The following is a 17,069-nucleotide window of genomic DNA, read 5'->3' as shown; positions in this document are numbered from 1 at the left end:
GGGCTACCGTCCGCAGTTCTACTTCCGCACGACCGACATCACGGGCGCCGTGACCCTGCCGGAAGGCGTGGAAATGGTCATGCCGGGCGACAACATCAAGATGGTGGTGGAGCTGATCCACCCCGTGGCGATGGACGACGGCCTGCGCTTCGCGATCCGCGAAGGCGGTCGTACCGTCGGCGCCGGCGTGGTGGCCAAGATCATCAAGTAAGACCCGTTGGTGCCGCGCGCCGGGCGCGCGGCACTGACATGCGAACAAGGCGTGGCGGCGCGAGCCGCCGTTGCCTTTTTCGGAAGCGACCCAAAAGTGTTTCAAGCAATACACGCCAGTAGCTCAATTGGCAGAGCAGCGGTCTCCAAAACCGCAGGTTGGGGGTTCGAGTCCCTCCTGGCGTGCCACGTTTCAGATGCGGATCGTTCCGCGGCCGGTCTCAGGACCGGTATCCAATCAGGTGACGCGGCCTTGGTCGCGCAATGGACCGAATGAACAGCAAGGTCGAACAACCCGGCTCGTCGGCTTCCGGCGGCGACATCGTCAAATACGTGCTGGCGCTCGCCCTCGTTGCCGCGGGCGTGTTCGCGTTCTACTGGTTCGCCGACTGGGCGACGGTGCTGCGCGCACTGGCCGTGTGCGGTGGCCTGGTGGCCGGTGCGGTCGTATTCCTGACCACCGCCAAGGGCGCCCAGGTTCGCGAATTCCTGTCGGAATCCCGCTTCGAGCTGCGCAAGGTCGTATGGCCGACCCGTCAGGAAGCCCTGCGCACGACCTGGGTGGTGATGATCGCCGTGCTCATCCTGAGCCTGATCCTGGCCGGTTTCGATGTGCTCATCCAGACCGCGGTCAAGTTCCTTCTGGAACGCTAAGGAGATGTCGGTGTCCGAAGGCAGCAACAACAAGCGCTGGTACGTCGTCCACGCCTATTCCGGCTTCGAGAAGTCGGTGGCGCAGGCGCTGCGTGACCGCATCGTGCGCGCCGAGATGCAGGACCGCTTCGGCGACGTCCTGGTTCCGACCGAAGAAGTCGTGGAAATGCGTTCCGGCCAGAAGCGCCGTTCCGAGCGGAAGTTCTTCCCGGGCTATGTCCTCGTCCAGATCGCGACGCACGACGAAGCCGGCATTCCGCGCATCGACAATGAAAGCTGGCACTTGATCAAGGAAACCCCGAAGGTCATGGGCTTCATCGGCGGTACCGCCGACCGTCCGCTGCCGATCAAGGATTCCGAGGCCGACATGATCCTGCAGCGTGTGCAGGAAGGCGTCGAAAAGCCCAAGCCCAAGGTGCTGTTCGAGCCGGGCGAGATGGTCCGCGTCACCGATGGGCCGTTCATCGACTTCAATGGCGTGGTCGAGGAAATCAACTACGACAAGAGCCGCCTGCGCGTGGCGGTGCTCATTTTCGGCCGCTCGACCCCGGTCGAGCTGGAGTTTGGCCAGGTCGAAAAGGCGAAGTAGCGCTGCGGTACGCCGGGAGCTGGCGGCTCGGGTCGGGCCGCCGCCGCGGCTAGCCAAGCCAGGCGGCGGGCGTTAGCCCGGGCCCCAAAAAATCTGCTATAGTCGCGGGCTCGCCGCCGAAGGCGCGAGCTCGTTCAGGAACCTCAGCCGCCGCTTTGGCGGCTGTCGGCGTCTGGAAAACCTGCAACACGTGAAGCCGGGACACGCGATTTTCCCGGTCCGATGGGGAGCCTGAACAACAGGCGCTAGCACCCGGAGAGAACAAAATGGCTAAGAAAGTAGTTGGTTACATCAAGCTTCAGGTCAAGGCCGGCCAGGCCAACCCGTCGCCGCCGGTGGGTCCTGCCCTCGGTCAGCGCGGCCTGAACATCATGGAGTTCTGCAAAGCGTTCAACGCGGCGACCTCCAAGCTCGAACCGGGTCTGCCGACCCCGGTCATCATCACGGCCTATTCCGACCGTACCTTCACCTTCGTCACCAAGTCGACCCCGGCTTCGGTGCTGCTGAAGAAGGCTGCCGGCATCCAGTCCGGCTCCAAGCGCCCGAACACCGAAAAGGTGGGCAAGGTCACCCGCAAGCAGCTCGAGGACATCGCCAAGGCGAAGGAAGCCGACCTGACTGCGGCCGATCTGGACGCGGCGGTGAAGACGATTGCGGGCTCGGCCCGTTCCATGGGTCTGGTGGTGGAGGGCTAAGTCATGGCAATGAACAAGCGACAGAAGGCCATCCTGGCCGCAGTGGTTCCGGGCAAGGCCTACGGCTTCGACGAAGCCATCAAGATCATCAAGACCTCGACCAAGGCCAAGTTCGTCGAGTCCGTCGACGTCGCCGTCCGCCTGGGCGTGGACGCGAAGAAGTCCGACCAGCAGGTGCGCGGTTCGACCGTGCTGCCCGCCGGCACCGGCAAGACCGTGCGCGTGGCCGTGTTCGCCCCGGCCGGTGCCAAGGCTGATGAAGCCCTGGCTGCTGGCGCCGACATCGTCGGCATGGACGACCTGGCCGACAAGATGCAGGCAGGCGACCTGAACTACGACGTGGTCATCGCCACCCCGGACGCCATGCGCGTCGTCGGCAAGCTCGGCCAGGTGCTCGGCCCGCGCGGCCTGATGCCGAACCCGAAGGTCGGCACCGTCTCGCCGAACCCGGCAGAAGCGGTCAAGAACGCCAAGGGCGGCCAGGTCCGTTACCGCACCGACAAGGCCGGCATCATCCACTGCACCATCGGCAAGGCTTCGTTCAACGATGCCGACCTGAAGGGCAACCTCGAAGCGCTGCTGCATGACCTGATCAAGGCCAAGCCGGCGACCTCGAAGGGCCAGTACCTGCAGAAGATCGCGATCAGCTCGACCATGGGCCCCGGCGTGACCGTGGACCAGGCCTCGCTGGCGCTCAAGTAATTCGTTTCAAGGCTGGCGGCGCTTGCGCCGTCAGCAACGTTTTTGAGGGCATCGCCGAAGACATCCGTCTGCAGCGATCGCCGTCAAAGACCGCAGGCGCGGTCAGCGCGTGACGACGACGGGCAGGGAGCTCGTTACTGGCAGGGAATCGCCGTCGCCACCAGCGGGATCGCTTAATCCGGCTTCGTAAGGAGCAGGCCTGCGTAGATGGTGAAGCCCCCTCTGGAAATTCCGGAAGGGCCACCACCGGGATGCGCAAGCATCCCCGGCGTCAGGGAAGGCGCCGCCCAGGACCGCAAGCGGCAGGAGCCGTGAGCGGAATTCAATATGGAGGAGTGCAATGGCTCTCAATCTGTCCCAGAAGCAAGAAGTAGTCGCCGAGCTGGCAGACGTCGCCGCCAAGGCCCACTCCTTGGTCGCAGCCGAGTACGCGGGCACCACGGTCAGTCAGATGACCGCGATGCGCAAGAAGGCCCGTGAAACCGGTGTGTTCCTGAAGGTTGTCAAGAACACGCTGGCCGCACGTGCCGTGGCAGGTACCGAATTCGAGGTTGTCCAGGACAAGCTCGTCGGCCCGCTGCTGTACGCGTTCTCGACCGAGGAACCCGGCGCTGCCGGTCGTCTGATCAAGGAATTCGCCAAGGGCAACGACAAGCTGCAGGCCAAGGTCGTCTCCGTGGGTGGCCAGGTGTATCCGGCCAGCCACGTCGAAGTCCTGGCATCGCTGCCGACCCGCGATCAGGCCCTGGCCATGCTGGCCCGCGTCCTGGCCGAGCCGGCCTCGATGTTCGCCCGCGCCGTCAAGGCCGTGGCCGACAAGCAGGGTGGTGGTGAAACCGCCGCAGCCGAAGCCTGATTCGCCGAAGCGACTCACTAACCGATTCGCAAGATCTCGCGATCCTGAATAAACAATTTCCAGAGGTAAATAAAATGTCCCTTTCCAACGAACAGATCGTCGACGCAGTTGCCTCGAAGACCCTGATGGAAGTGATGGAGCTGGTCAAGGCCATCGAAGAGAAGTTCGGCGTCACCGCCGCTGCCCCGGTCATGATGGCCGCCGGCCCGGCCGCTGCCGCTGCCCCGGTCGAAGAGCAGACCGAGTTCAATGTCATCCTGAAGGCCGCCGGCGAGAAGAAGGTCGAGGTCATCAAGGCCGTCCGCGCCATCACCGGCCTGGGCCTGAAGGAAGCCAAGGATCTCGTCGAAGCGACCGGCATGGTGAAGGAAGCCGTGTCGAAGGACGACGCCGCGAAGATGAAGAAGGACCTCGAGGCCGCTGGCGCGACCGTCGAAGTCAAGTAAGCAGTACTTGCGTCGCCGGTTACTCATGGCGACCACCGAAGGCTGGGGACGAAAGTCCCCGGCCTTTGGCCGTTGTTGAAGTAGCGCAAACAGCAGCACCAAAACCCGAGTCAGGTGTGTTCCAAGCCTGCCCCGGGACGCAACAAAACGCAGTCCGGACTTCGCGTCGCTCTATCCGGACTGCCTGGGATCCACGAGCGAGGCAGAAAACCAACCGAGTTGGTAGTTGGAAGCAGCTGTAGAGGGCGTGCGGGTGCCGGCAATACCCGCGGCTTCCAACTGACAGTTCAAATCTCTTCCCAGGGATTTGTGATTCGAGATTAGAGAGTCGTCAAAAAGACAAAGGTCCTGCTTTTGTCAGTTATCCCAGAGCAGCCCATCCGTGGCTGTGAACGGGACGACAAAAAACGATTCCCGATTCGCGATTCGCGATTCCCGGCTCCAAAACTGAGGCGGTAGCTCCCCATGACGACAGCTTCCAAAACGAACTATTCGTTCACCGAAAAGAAGCGCATCCGCAAGAACTTCGGCAAGCGCCGGTCCATTCTCGAAGTTCCGTTCCTGCTCGCGATCCAGGTCGATTCCTACCGTGAGTTCCTGCAGGAAAAGGTCGACGCCGCCAAGCGCGACGACAAGGGCCTGCATGCGGCGCTGAAGTCGGTGTTCCCGATCGTCAGCTACAGCGGCAATGCCGCGCTGGAATATGTCGGTTACAAGCTCGGCGAGCCGCCGTTCGACGAGCGCGAATGCCGCAACCGCGGCCTCTCCTACGGCGCCCCGCTGCGCGTGACCGTGCGCCTGGTGATCTACGATCGCGAGTCGTCGACCAAGGCCATCAAGTACGTGAAGGAGCAGGAGGTCTACATGGGCGAAATCCCGCTCATGACCGACAACGGCACCTTCATCGTCAACGGCACCGAGCGCGTCATCGTCTCGCAGCTGCACCGTTCGCCGGGCGTGTTCTTCGACCACGACCGCGGCAAGACCCATTCGTCGGGCAAGCTGCTGTACAGCGCCCGCATCATTCCTTACCGCGGCTCCTGGCTGGACTTCGAGTTCGACCCGAAGGACGCGCTGTTCACCCGTATCGATCGCCGCCGCAAGCTTCCGGTGACCGTGCTGCTGCGCGCCCTCGGTTACAACAACGAAGAAATGCTGCGCGAGTTCTTCGAGATCAACACCTTCCACATCGATCCGAAGGAAGGTGTCCAGCTCGAACTCGTCCCGGAACGCCTGCGTGGCGAAACGCTCGACTTCGACCTCGCCGATGGCGACAAGGTCATCGTCGAAGCCGGACGCCGCATCACCGCGCGCCACGTCAAGCAGCTCGAAGCCTCGGGCATCGCCGCGCTCGCCGTGCCGGACAGCTACCTCGTCGGCCGCATCCTGTCGCAGGACGTCGTCGATCCCAACACCGGTGAACTGCTGGCGCTGGCAAACGACGAGATCAACGACGACCACCTGGCCAAGTTCCGCAAGGCCGGCGTTGCCGCCGTTGGCACGCTGTGGGTCAACGACCTCGATCGCGGCGCGTACCTGTCGAACACCCTGCGCATCGACGGCAGCAAGACCCAGCTCGAAGCGCTGGTCGAGATCTACCGCATGATGCGTCCGGGCGAACCGCCGACCAAGGACGCCGCCCAGAACCTGTTCCACAACCTGTTCTTCACCTTCGAGCGCTACGACCTGTCGGGCGTGGGCCGGATGAAGTTCAACCGCCGCCTCGGCCGCAAGGAAGTCACTGGCGCGTCGGTGCTGTATGACGCCAAGTACTTTGCCGAACGCAAGGACGAAGAGTCCGCGCGCCTGCGCGAAGCCTGCGGCGGCATGTCCGACATCCTCGACGCGATCCGCGTGCTGACCGAGATCCGCAACGGTCGCGGCACCGTCGACGACATCGACCACCTGGGCAACCGTCGCGTGCGTTCGGTCGGCGAAATGGCCGAGAACGTGTTCCGCGTGGGCCTGGTCCGTGTCGAGCGTGCCGTGAAGGAACGCCTGTCGATGGCCGAGTCCGAAGGCCTGACCCCGCAGGAACTGATCAACGCCAAGCCGGTGGCCGCCGCGATCAAGGAGTTCTTCGGCTCCTCGCAGCTGTCGCAGTTCATGGACCAGAACAACCCGCTGTCGGAAGTGACGCACAAGCGTCGCGTCTCGGCGTTGGGCCCGGGCGGCCTGACCCGCGAACGCGCCGGCTTCGAAGTGCGCGACGTGCACCCGACCCATTACGGTCGCGTCTGCACCATCGAGACGCCGGAAGGCCCGAACATCGGCCTGATCAACTCGCTCGCCGTGTTCGCACGCACCAACCGTTACGGCTTCCTCGAGACGCCGTACCGCAAGGTCGTGGAAGGCCGCGTGACCGACGACATCGAGTACCTGTCGGCGATCGAAGAAAACGAGTACGTCATCGCCCAGGCCAACGCGCCGCGCGATGAGAAGGGCCACATCACCGCCCAGTTCGTCGACTGCCGCTTCGCGGGCGAGTCGATGCTCAAGCCGCCGAGCGAGATCCACTTCATGGACGTCTCGCCGATGCAGACCGTGTCGGTCGCGGCCGCGCTGGTGCCCTTCCTCGAGCACGACGACGCCAACCGCGCGCTGATGGGCGCGAACATGCAGCGCCAGGCCGTGCCGACGCTGAAGTCGCAGAAGCCGCTGGTCGGTACCGGCATCGAGCGCGCCGTGGCGCGCGACTCGGGCGTGACCGTGAACGCACTGCGTGGCGGCGTGATCGAGCAGATCGACGCGGCCCGCATCGTGGTCAAGGTCAACGAGAGCGAGATCACCGACGAGCATGATGCCGGCGTCGATATCTACAACCTGATCAAGTACACGCGCTCCAACCAGAACACCTGCATCAACCAGTCTCCGTTGGTGAAGGTGGGCAACGTGGTTGCGCGCGGCGACGTGCTGGCCGACGGTCCTTCGACCGACATCGGCGAGCTCGCGCTCGGCCAGAACATGCTCATCGCGTTCATGCCGTGGAACGGCTACAACTTCGAAGACTCGATCCTGCTCTCCGAGCGCGTGGTCGAAGAGGATCGTTACACCACGATCCACATCGAAGAACTCACCGTCCAGGCGCGCGACACCAAGCTCGGGCCGGAAGAAATCTCCGCCGACATCCCGAACGTCTCCGAGCAGGCCCTGAACCGCCTCGACGAGTCGGGCGTGGTGTACATCGGTGCGGAAGTGCGCGCCGGCGACATCCTCGTCGGCAAGGTCACGCCGAAGGGCGAGAGCCAGCTCACGCCGGAAGAGAAGCTGCTGCGCGCGATCTTCGGCGAGAAGGCGTCCGACGTGAAGGACAGCTCGCTGCGCGTTCCGCCGGGCATGGACGGCGTCGTCATCGACGTCCAGGTCTTCACCCGCGACGGCATCGAGAAGGACAAGCGTGCGCGCCAGATCGAAGAGTCCGAAATCAAGCGCGTCAAGAAGGACTTCGACGACCAGTTCCGCATCCTCGAAGGCGCGATCTACGATCGCCTGCGTTCGCAGCTGATCGGGCGCGTCGCCAATGGCGGCGCCGGCCTGAAGAAGGGCGACACCGTCACCTCGCTGGTGCTGGACAGCCTGTCGAAGAAGGACTGGTTCACCCTGCGCATGAAGGACGACGAGGCCATCGAGGCCATCGAGCGCGCGCAGAAGCAGATCGAAGTGCACGAGAAGGAATTCGAAAAGCGCTTCGCCGACAAGCGCGGCAAGATCACCCAGGGCGACGACCTCGCCCCGGGCGTGCTGAAGATGGTCAAGGTGTTCCTGGCCGTGAAGCGCCGCATCCAGCCGGGCGACAAGATGGCTGGCCGCCACGGCAACAAGGGTGTCGTGTCGACGATCGTCCCGGTCGAAGACATGCCCTACATGGCGAACGGCGAGACCGTCGACATCGTGCTGAACCCGCTGGGCGTGCCTTCGCGTATGAACATCGGCCAGGTGCTGGAAGTCCACCTGGGCTGGGCTGCAAAGGGCCTGGGCCAGAAGATCGACCGCATGCTGCAGGCGCAAGCCAAGGTTGCCGATCTGCGCAAGTTCCTGGACGAGATCTACAACCACGATCGCACCACGCACGAGGAACGCGTCGACCTGAAGCAGTTCTCCGATGAGGAGCTGCTGACGCTGGCGAAGAACCTGACCGACGGCGTGCCGATGGCGACCCCGGTGTTCGACGGCGCGGCCGAATTCGAGATCAAGAAGATGCTCGAACTCGCCGAGCTGCCGCTCAGCGGCCAGACCATCCTCCACGATGGTCGTACCGGTGAGGCATTCGAACGTCCGGTCACGGTCGGCTACATGCACATGCTGAAGCTGAACCACCTGGTCGACGACAAGATGCACGCCCGTTCGACTGGTCCGTACTCGCTCGTCACCCAGCAGCCGCTGGGCGGCAAGGCGCAGTTCGGCGGCCAGCGTTTCGGCGAAATGGAAGTCTGGGCGCTGGAAGCCTACGGCGCGGCCTACACCCTGCAGGAAATGCTGACGGTGAAGTCCGACGACGTACAGGGCCGCAACCAGATGTACAAGAACATCGTCGACGGCGAGTACGAGATGGTGGCCGGCATGCCGGAATCCTTCAACGTGCTGGTGAAGGAAATCCGCTCGCTCGCGATCAACATGGAGCTGGAAGAGACCTGAACCCTGGACGGGAAGCGCCGCGAACCGCGCGCTTCCCGATCCACTGATGCAGCGATCCACAGCCCTCGACGAATTCCTCCGATTGGAGAAAAGAAATGAAAGACCTGCTCAATCTGTTCAACCAGCAGCGCCCCGCGATCGACTTCGATGCGATCAAGATCGCGCTGGCTTCGCCGGACCTGATCCGTTCGTGGTCCTACGGCGAAGTCAAGAAGCCGGAAACCATCAACTACCGCACGTTCAAGCCGGAACGTGACGGCCTGTTCTGCGCCGCCATCTTCGGTCCGATCAAGGACTACGAATGCCTGTGCGGAAAGTACAAGCGCATGAAGCACCGTGGCGTGGTCTGCGAAAAGTGCGGCACCGAGGTCACCCTGGCCAAGGTGCGCCGCGAGCGCATGGGTCACATCGACCTGGCTTCGCCGGTCGCTCACATCTGGTTCCTCAAGTCGCTGCCGTCGCGCATCGGCCTGATGCTGGACATGACCCTGCGTGACATCGAGCGCATCCTGTACTTCGAAGCCTACGTGGTGACCGAGCCGGGCCTGACCCCGATGGAACGCGGCATGCTGCTCAATGAAGAGCAGTACATGCAGGCGCGCCAGGAGCACGGCGACGACTTCGAGGCCGCAATGGGCGCCGAGGCGGTCTACGACCTGCTGCGCACGATCGACCTGCAGTCGGAAATGATCCAGCTGAAGGAAGACATCGCCTCCACCGGCTCGGAAACCAAGCTCAAGCGCCTCACCAAGCGCATCAAGCTGGTCGAAGCCTTCCTCGAATCCGGCAACCGTCCGGAGTGGATGGTCATGACCGTGCTGCCAGTGCTGCCGCCGGACCTGCGTCCGCTGGTGCCGCTGGACGGCGGCCGCTTCGCGACCTCCGACCTGAACGACCTGTACCGCCGCGTCATCAACCGCAACAACCGCCTGCGCCGCCTGCTCGAGCTCAATGCGCCTGACATCATCGTGCGCAATGAAAAGCGCATGCTGCAGGAATCGGTCGACGCACTGATGGACAACGGCCGTCGCGGCCGCGCCATCACCGGCACCAACAAGCGCCCGCTCAAGTCGCTCGCCGACATGATCAAGGGCAAGCAGGGCCGCTTCCGCCAGAACCTGCTCGGCAAGCGCGTCGATTACTCCGGCCGTTCGGTCATCGTGGTCGGCCCGACCCTGCGCCTGCACGAGTGCGGCCTGCCGAAGAAGATGGCGCTGGAACTGTTCAAGCCCTTCATCTTCGCCAAGCTGCAGCGTCGTGGTCTCGCCACCACCATCAAGGCGGCGAAGAAGCTGGTCGAGCGTGAAGAGGCCGAGGTGTGGGACATCCTTGAAGAGGTGATCCGCGAGCATCCGGTCCTGCTCAACCGCGCACCGACCCTGCACCGCCTCGGCATCCAGGCGTTCGAGCCGGTGCTGATCGAAGGCAAGGCGATCCAGCTGCATCCGCTCGTATGTACGGCCTTCAACGCCGACTTCGACGGTGACCAGATGGCCGTGCACGTGCCGCTCTCGCTGGAAGCCCAGCTGGAAGCGCGCGCGCTGATGATGGCGTCGAACAATATCCTGTCGCCGGCGAACGGCGAGCCGATCATCGTGCCGTCGCAGGACGTCGTGCTTGGCCTGTACTACATGACCCGCGCCCTGGAGAACAAGGCGGGCGAGGGCATGGCGTTCGCGAACGTCGCCGAAGTCAAGCGCGCCTACGACAACCGCGTCGTGCAGCTGCACGCCAAGTGCAAGGTCCGCATCACCGAAACCGTGGTCGCCGAGGACGGTTCCCGTTCCAAGAAGACCTCGATCGTCGACACCACCGTCGGCCGCGCCCTCCTGCGCGAGATCCTGCCGGACGGCCTGCCGTTCGCGCTGGCCAACGTCGAGCTGACCAAGAAGAACATCAGCCGCCTGATCAACTCGTGCTACCGCATGCTGGGCCTGAAGGATACGGTCGTGTTCGCCGACCAGCTGATGTACACCGGCTTCGCCTACGCGACCCGCGCAGGCGTGTCGATCGGCATCGACGACATGAAGATCCCGCCGGAAAAGGTGGGCATCCTCGACGAAGCCGAGAAGGAAGTCCTCGACATCCAGCAGCAGTACCAGTCGGGCCTGGTCACCGCCGGCGAGCGTTACAACAAGGTCGTCGACATCTGGTCGCGCACCAATGAACGCGTCGCCAAGGCGATGATGGACACGATCGGTACCGACTCGGTGACCAACGCCAAGGGCGAAACGGTCCCGCAGAAGTCGATGAACTCGATCTACATCATGGCCGACTCGGGTGCGCGTGGTTCGCAGGCGCAGATCCGCCAGCTCGCCGGTATGCGCGGCCTGATGGCCAAGCCGGACGGCTCGATCATCGAGACGCCGATCACCGCGAACTTCCGCGAAGGCCTGAACGTCCTGCAGTACTTCATCTCGACCCACGGTGCCCGTAAGGGCCTCGCGGATACCGCGCTGAAGACCGCCAACTCCGGTTACCTGACCCGTCGCCTCGTCGACGTGGCCCAGGACGTCGTGATCACCGAAACCGACTGCGGCACGCTCGAGGGTCTGACCATGACCCCGATCGTCGAAGGCGGCGACGTGGTCGAGCCGCTGCGTGACCGCGTGCTGGGCCGCGTCGTGGCCGAGGACGTGTTCCTGCCGGGCAACGACGAGGATCCGATCGTCACCCGCAATACCCTGCTCGACGAAGCCTGGGTGCAGAAGCTCGAAGACGCCGGCGTGCAGTCGATCAAGGTGCGTTCGACGATCACCTGCCGCTCCTCGTTCGGCGTGTGCTCGCACTGCTACGGTCGTGACCTTGGCCGCGGCCACCTGGTCAACCACGGCGAAGCGGTCGGCGTCGTCGCCGCGCAGTCGATCGGCGAGCCGGGCACCCAGCTGACCATGCGTACGTTCCACATCGGTGGTGCGGCGTCGCGTGCGGCTGCCATCGACAACGTGACGGTCAAGACCACCGGTACGCTGAAGTACAACAACCTCAAGTTCGTCGAACACAGCCAGGGCCACCGCGTGGCGGTGTCGCGTTCGGGTGAACTGTCCGTGCTCGACGGCCATGGCCGCGAGCGCGAGCGTTACAAGCTGCCGTACGGCGCGACCATCGCGATCAAGGACGGCGCCGAGATCAAGGCCGGCCAGCAGATCGCCAACTGGGATCCGCATAACCACCCGATCGTCTCGGAAGTGGCCGGCTTCATCCGCTTCATCGACTTCATCGACGGCGTCACCGTCATCGAGAAGACCGACGAACTGACCGGCCTGGCCTCGCGCGAGATCACCGATCCGAAGCGTCGTGGCTCGCAGGGCAAGGACCTGCGCCCGATCGTCCGCATCGTCGACAAGAACGGCAAGGACCTGTCGATCCCGGGTACCGACCTGCCGGCGCAGTACATGCTGCCGCCGCGCTCGATCGTCAACCTGCAGGACGGCGCTCCGGTCGGCGTGGGTGACGTGGTTGCGAAGATTCCGCAGGAAGCGTCGAAGACCCGCGACATCACCGGTGGTCTGCCGCGCGTGGCCGACCTGTTCGAGGCGCGCAAGCCGAAGGACCCGGCGATCCTCGCCGAGATCTCCGGCATCGTCTCGTTCGGCAAGGACACCAAGGGCAAGCAGCGCCTGATCATCAAGCCGATCGACGGCGATGAGCACGAAGAGCTGATCCCGAAGTACCGCCAGATCATCGTGTTCGAAGGCGAACACGTGGAGAAGGGCGAGACCGTCGTGGACGGCGAGCCGAGCCCGCAGGACATCCTGCGCCTGCTCGGCGTGGAGCCGCTGGCCGTGTACCTGACCAAGGAAATCCAGGACGTCTACCGCCTGCAGGGCGTGAAGATCAACGACAAGCACATCGAGGTGATCGTTCGCCAGATGCTGCGCAAGGCCGAGATCACCGATGCTGGCGACAGCAAGTTCCTCAACGGTGAACAGGTCGAGCGTCAGCGCCTGGTCGAAGAGAACGCCCGTTTGCAGTCCAAGGGCGAGATCCTGGCCAAGGCCGACCCGGTCCTGCTGGGCATCACCAAGGCCTCGCTGGCCACCGAGTCGTTCATCTCGGCAGCGTCGTTCCAGGAGACCACCCGCGTGCTGACCGAGGCTGCCGTCCGCGGCACCCGCGACGGCCTGCGCGGCCTCAAGGAAAACGTGATCGTCGGCCGCCTGATCCCGGCGGGTACCGGTCTGGCCTATCACACACAGCGCCGTCGCAATGCCGCTGGCCTGACGGCTTCCGAGCTGGAAACCCTGACGGGTAGCAGCACTGAAGCCCCGGCTGAGACGGCCGAAGTAACGGGCGACGAGGCCGAAGCTTCGTAATTTCGCGTCAAAGCTGCACAAGGCGGGCGATTCGATGTAGAATCGCCCGCTTTCCGACGGTCCGCTCAATGAGTGGGATCCGTCCAGATCACCAAATGAGGCGCACGGAGCGCCTCGTGTTGGGCCCAGGGCAGGGCGGGATCGCTGAGTTTCCCGGGCGCGCGCAGCCGCGTCGCGCTTGGGGCGAATAGTTCGCGTTGACGACAAGGTCAAACGCGAGCTATGCTTTTTCGTCTCGGCGGGCCGGATTGCATCCGGCTTGCCGTTCGTTTTCCCGGGATTCACCCGCAGGCCTCGGCCTTCAACAAAGAGTCACAGATGGCGACGATCAATCAGCTGGTGCGCAAGCCGCGCAACCCTGAAACCTACAAGAGCGCCTCGCCGGCGCTTGCGAACTGCCCGCAGCGTCGTGGCGTTTGCACCCGCGTGTACACCACCACCCCGAAGAAGCCGAACTCGGCGCTCCGCAAGGTGGCCAAGGTGCGCCTCACCAACGGTTACGAAGTCATTTCGTACATCGGCGGCGAAGGCCACAACCTGCAGGAACACTCCGTGGTGCTGATCCGCGGCGGCCGCGTCAAGGACCTGCCGGGTGTGCGTTACCACACCGTGCGCGGTTCGCTCGACGCCGCTGGTGTGACCAAGCGTCGCCAGAGCCGTTCGAAGTACGGCGCCAAGCGTCCGAAGTCCTGATTTCCAGGCATACGATCCGCGCCGCTGCATCCGCACCGGCTTTGTCAAAGATTTAGCAAAAGGTACGCACCATGTCGCGTAAAGGTTCCACCCCGCAGCGTTCGGTCCTGCCCGATCCCAAGCACGGCAGCGAGACGATCGCGCGCTTCATCAACATGGTCATGCAGAGCGGCAAGAAGTCGATCGCTGAAAAGATCGTCTATGGCGCCATGGACGTGATCGGCGAAAAGAATCCCAATGCCGTCGAGCTGATCGAAAAGGCCCTTGGTAACGTGTCCCCGGCGGTCGAGGTGAAGTCCCGCCGCGTCGGTGGCGCGACCTACCAGGTTCCGGTCGAAGTTCGTTCCTCGCGCCGCCTGGCGCTGGCAATGCGCTGGCTGATCGAATCGGCCCGCAAGCGTGGCGAAAACAGCATGCCGCGCAAGCTGGCCGCTGAACTGATGGACGCTTCCGAGAACCGTGGTGGCGCGATCAAGAAGCGCGAAGAAACCCACCGCATGGCGGAAGCGAACAAGGCGTTCGCCCACTACCGCTGGTAATCCAGGCGCCGCGTTCGTCGCGGCCCACCTGAACCAGCCTTGCTGCCGTGGCGACGTCATGTCGCCCGGCAGACCGGACGCCGCCCCCGAGGCGGCATCTGGCCATCTGCAGATCGCAGTTCAAAGATCGCAAACTTAAGAGAGTGACCCGTGGCCCGCACCACTCCCATCGAGCGTTACCGCAACTTCGGCATCATGGCCCACATCGATGCCGGCAAGACCACCACGTCTGAGCGCATCCTTTTCTACACCGGCGTCAGCCACAAGATCGGCGAAGTGCACGAAGGTGCCGCCGTCATGGACTGGATGGAGCAGGAGCAGGAGCGCGGCATCACCATCACGTCGGCTGCGACGACCGCGTTCTGGACCGGCATGGACAAGTCCCTGCCGCAGCACCGCTTCAACATCATCGACACCCCTGGCCACGTTGACTTCACCATCGAAGTCGAGCGTTCGCTGCGCGTGCTCGACGGCGCGGTGTTCGTGCTGTGCGCCGTCGGTGGCGTGCAGCCGCAGTCCGAGACCGTGTGGCGCCAGGCCAACAAGTACTCGGTGCCGCGCATGGCGTTCGTCAACAAGATGGACCGCACCGGCGCCAACTTCGACAAGGTCGTCGAACAGCTGAAGTCGCGCCTGGGCGCGTATGCCGTGCCGATGCAGGTGCCGATCGGCGCCGAAGACGGCTTCGAAGGCGTGGTCGACCTGCTCAAGATGAAGGCGATCCATTGGGACGTCGCGTCGCAGGGCACCAAGTTCGAATACGGCGACATCCCGGCCGACCTGCAGTCCAAGGCCGAGGAAGCGCGCGCCTTCATGATCGAAGCCGCCGCCGAAGCGACCGAAGAGCTGATGGACAAGTACCTCAACGAAGGCGAACTGAGCGAGGCCGAAATCATTGCCGGCCTGCGCGCGCGCACGCTGAAGGTCGAGATCGTGCCGGTGTTCTGCGGCTCGGCGTTCAAGAACAAGGGCGTGCAGGCCATGCTCGACGGCGTGATCAACCTGCTGCCGTCTCCTGCCGATCGTCCGCCGGTTCTGGGCATCGACGACAACGACAAGGAAGACACCCGTACCGCCGACGACAAGGCGCCGTTCTCGGCGCTGGCGTTCAAGATCATGACCGACCCGTTCGTGGGTTCGCTGACGTTCTTCCGCGTCTACTCGGGCACGCTCAACTCCGGCGACCAGGTGTACAACCCGGTCAAGTCGAAGAAGGAGCGCGTGGGCCGCATCCTGCAGATGCACGCCAACGAGCGCGCTGAAATCAAGGAAGTCCGCGCCGGCGACATCGCCGCGGCCGTGGGCCTGAAGGACGTGACCACCGGCGATACGCTGTGCGCGCAGGACCACATCATCACCCTTGAGCGCATGATCTTCCCGGAGCCCGTCATCTCGATGGCGGTCGAGCCGAAGACCAAGTCGGACCAGGAAAAGATGGGCATGGCGCTGGGTCGCCTGGCGCAGGAAGATCCTTCGTTCCGCGTGCGTACCGACGAGGAATCCGGCCAGACCATCATCGCCGGCATGGGCGAGCTGCACCTGGACATCATCGTCGACCGCATGCGTCGCGAGTTCAACGTGGAAGCCAACGTCGGCAAGCCGCAGGTGGCCTACCGCGAGACGATCCGCAAGTCGGACGTCAAGTCGGACTACAAGCACGCCAAGCAGTCGGGCGGTAAGGGGCAGTACGGCCACGTCGTGATCGAGCTGTCGCCGATGAACGATGCCGACAAGGCGAATCCGGATGTCGAGAACGATTTCCTGTTCATCAACGACATCACCGGCGGCGTCATTCCGAAGGAATTCATCCCGGCGGTCGAGAAGGGCCTGCGCGAAACCATCACCAGCGGTCCGCTCGCGGGCTTCCCGGTCGTGGGCGTCAAGACCAAGCTCGTGTTCGGTTCGTACCACGACGTCGACTCATCGGAAATGGCGTTCAAGCTCGCCGCGTCGATGGCGTTCAAGGAAGGCTTCCGCAAGGCCGATCCGGTCCTGCTCGAGCCGATGATGAAGGTCGAAGTCGTGACGCCGGAAGAGTACGTCGGCGACGTCATGGGCGACCTGAGCCGCCGTCGCGGCCTGCTCCAGGGCCAGGACGACACGCCGTCGGGCAAGACGATCAACGCGATGGTGCCGCTGGGCGAAATGTTCGGCTACGCGACCACCATCCGTTCGCTGACGCAGGGCCGTGCGACGTTCACGATGGAGTTCGATCACTACGCTGAAGCGCCGAACAACATCGCCGAAGCGGTGATGAAGAAGGCCTGATCGGTTTCCGATCGAATTTCGAAGCAAGCTTTCCAGTTCAATCAATACGTAATTTAAAGAGAGACATACCATGGCTAAGGGTAAGTTCGAGCGCACCAAGCCCCACGTAAACGTCGGCACGATCGGCCACGTGGACCACGGCAAGACCACGCTGACGGCAGCGCTGACCAAGGTGGGCGCGGAGCGTTTCGGCGGCGAGTTCAAGGCCTATGACGCGATCGACGCGGCGCCGGAAGAGAAGGCGCGCGGCATCACGATCTCGACCGCACACGTGGAATACGAATCGGCCAACCGCCACTACGCGCACGTTGACTGCCCGGGCCACGCCGACTACGTGAAGAACATGATCACCGGTGCGGCGCAGATGGACGGCGCGATCCTGGTGTGCTCGGCCGCGGACGGCCCGATGCCGCAGACGCGCGAGCACATCCTGCTGTCGCGCCAGGTCGGCGTGCCGTACATCGTC

The 17,069-nt window shown here is 63.8% G+C and carries 13 protein-coding genes and 1 tRNA gene; all 14 read left to right on the top strand.

The window, feature by feature from the left end:
- Window positions 1-211 (top strand): EF-Tu C-terminal domain-related protein (locus tag ACYVGE_RS09110; RefSeq protein WP_460729184.1); only part of this gene is annotated, 211 nt, incomplete at its 5' end.
- 112 nt (window positions 212-323) lie between these two features.
- Window positions 324-399: transfer RNA gene (locus tag ACYVGE_RS09105), tRNA-Trp, on the top strand.
- Window positions 400-483: 84 nt separating this feature from the next.
- Window positions 484-864, top strand: coding sequence for a preprotein translocase subunit SecE (secE, locus tag ACYVGE_RS09100; RefSeq protein ID WP_310056316.1), 381 nt, complete (start codon window positions 484-486; stop codon window positions 862-864).
- A gap of 4 nt (window positions 865-868) precedes the next feature.
- Window positions 869-1,453, top strand: coding sequence for a transcription termination/antitermination protein NusG (gene nusG / locus ACYVGE_RS09095; protein ID WP_430538025.1), 585 nt, complete (start codon window positions 869-871; stop codon window positions 1,451-1,453).
- A gap of 266 nt (window positions 1,454-1,719) precedes the next feature.
- Window positions 1,720-2,148: a 50S ribosomal protein L11 gene (gene rplK, locus ACYVGE_RS09090; protein ID WP_310056322.1), complete on the top strand. Its 429-nt coding sequence runs from the start codon at window positions 1,720-1,722 to the stop codon at window positions 2,146-2,148.
- 3 nt (window positions 2,149-2,151) lie between these two features.
- Window positions 2,152-2,850, top strand: a complete 699-nt coding sequence (gene rplA / locus ACYVGE_RS09085) for a 50S ribosomal protein L1 (RefSeq protein ID WP_310056324.1) — start codon at window positions 2,152-2,154, stop codon at window positions 2,848-2,850.
- A gap of 340 nt (window positions 2,851-3,190) precedes the next feature.
- Window positions 3,191-3,706, top strand: coding sequence for a 50S ribosomal protein L10 (gene rplJ, locus ACYVGE_RS09080; RefSeq protein ID WP_460729182.1), 516 nt, complete (start codon window positions 3,191-3,193; stop codon window positions 3,704-3,706).
- Window positions 3,707-3,780: 74 nt separating this feature from the next.
- Window positions 3,781-4,152: a 50S ribosomal protein L7/L12 gene (rplL, locus tag ACYVGE_RS09075; protein ID WP_310056329.1), complete on the top strand. Its 372-nt coding sequence runs from the start codon at window positions 3,781-3,783 to the stop codon at window positions 4,150-4,152.
- A 465-nt stretch (window positions 4,153-4,617) separates the two neighbouring features.
- A complete protein-coding gene (rpoB, locus tag ACYVGE_RS09070; RefSeq protein ID WP_457098171.1) occupies window positions 4,618-8,787 on the top strand; it encodes a DNA-directed RNA polymerase subunit beta in 4,170 nt (1,389 codons plus the stop codon).
- Window positions 8,788-8,882: 95 nt separating this feature from the next.
- On the top strand, window positions 8,883-13,103 hold the full coding sequence (rpoC, locus tag ACYVGE_RS09065; protein ID WP_460729179.1) for a DNA-directed RNA polymerase subunit beta': 4,221 nt from the start codon (window positions 8,883-8,885) through the stop codon (window positions 13,101-13,103).
- A gap of 318 nt (window positions 13,104-13,421) precedes the next feature.
- Window positions 13,422-13,796, top strand: a complete 375-nt coding sequence (gene rpsL / locus ACYVGE_RS09060) for a 30S ribosomal protein S12 (protein ID WP_386750850.1) — start codon at window positions 13,422-13,424, stop codon at window positions 13,794-13,796.
- 71 nt (window positions 13,797-13,867) lie between these two features.
- Window positions 13,868-14,335 (top strand): 30S ribosomal protein S7, encoded by a 468-nt coding sequence (gene rpsG / locus ACYVGE_RS09055; protein ID WP_310056336.1) that lies wholly within the window; start codon window positions 13,868-13,870, stop codon window positions 14,333-14,335.
- A gap of 150 nt (window positions 14,336-14,485) precedes the next feature.
- Window positions 14,486-16,603, top strand: a complete 2,118-nt coding sequence (fusA, locus tag ACYVGE_RS09050; protein WP_457098170.1) for an elongation factor G — start codon at window positions 14,486-14,488, stop codon at window positions 16,601-16,603.
- 70 nt (window positions 16,604-16,673) lie between these two features.
- On the top strand, window positions 16,674-17,069 hold a 396-nt coding region (locus tag ACYVGE_RS09045; protein WP_460729176.1), incomplete at its 3' end, for a GTP-binding protein.

The organism is Lysobacter rhizosphaerae, assembly GCF_054779795.1.
The sequence above is the reverse complement of the archived record's forward strand: the minus strand, read 5'-3'. Positions and strand labels throughout refer to the sequence as shown.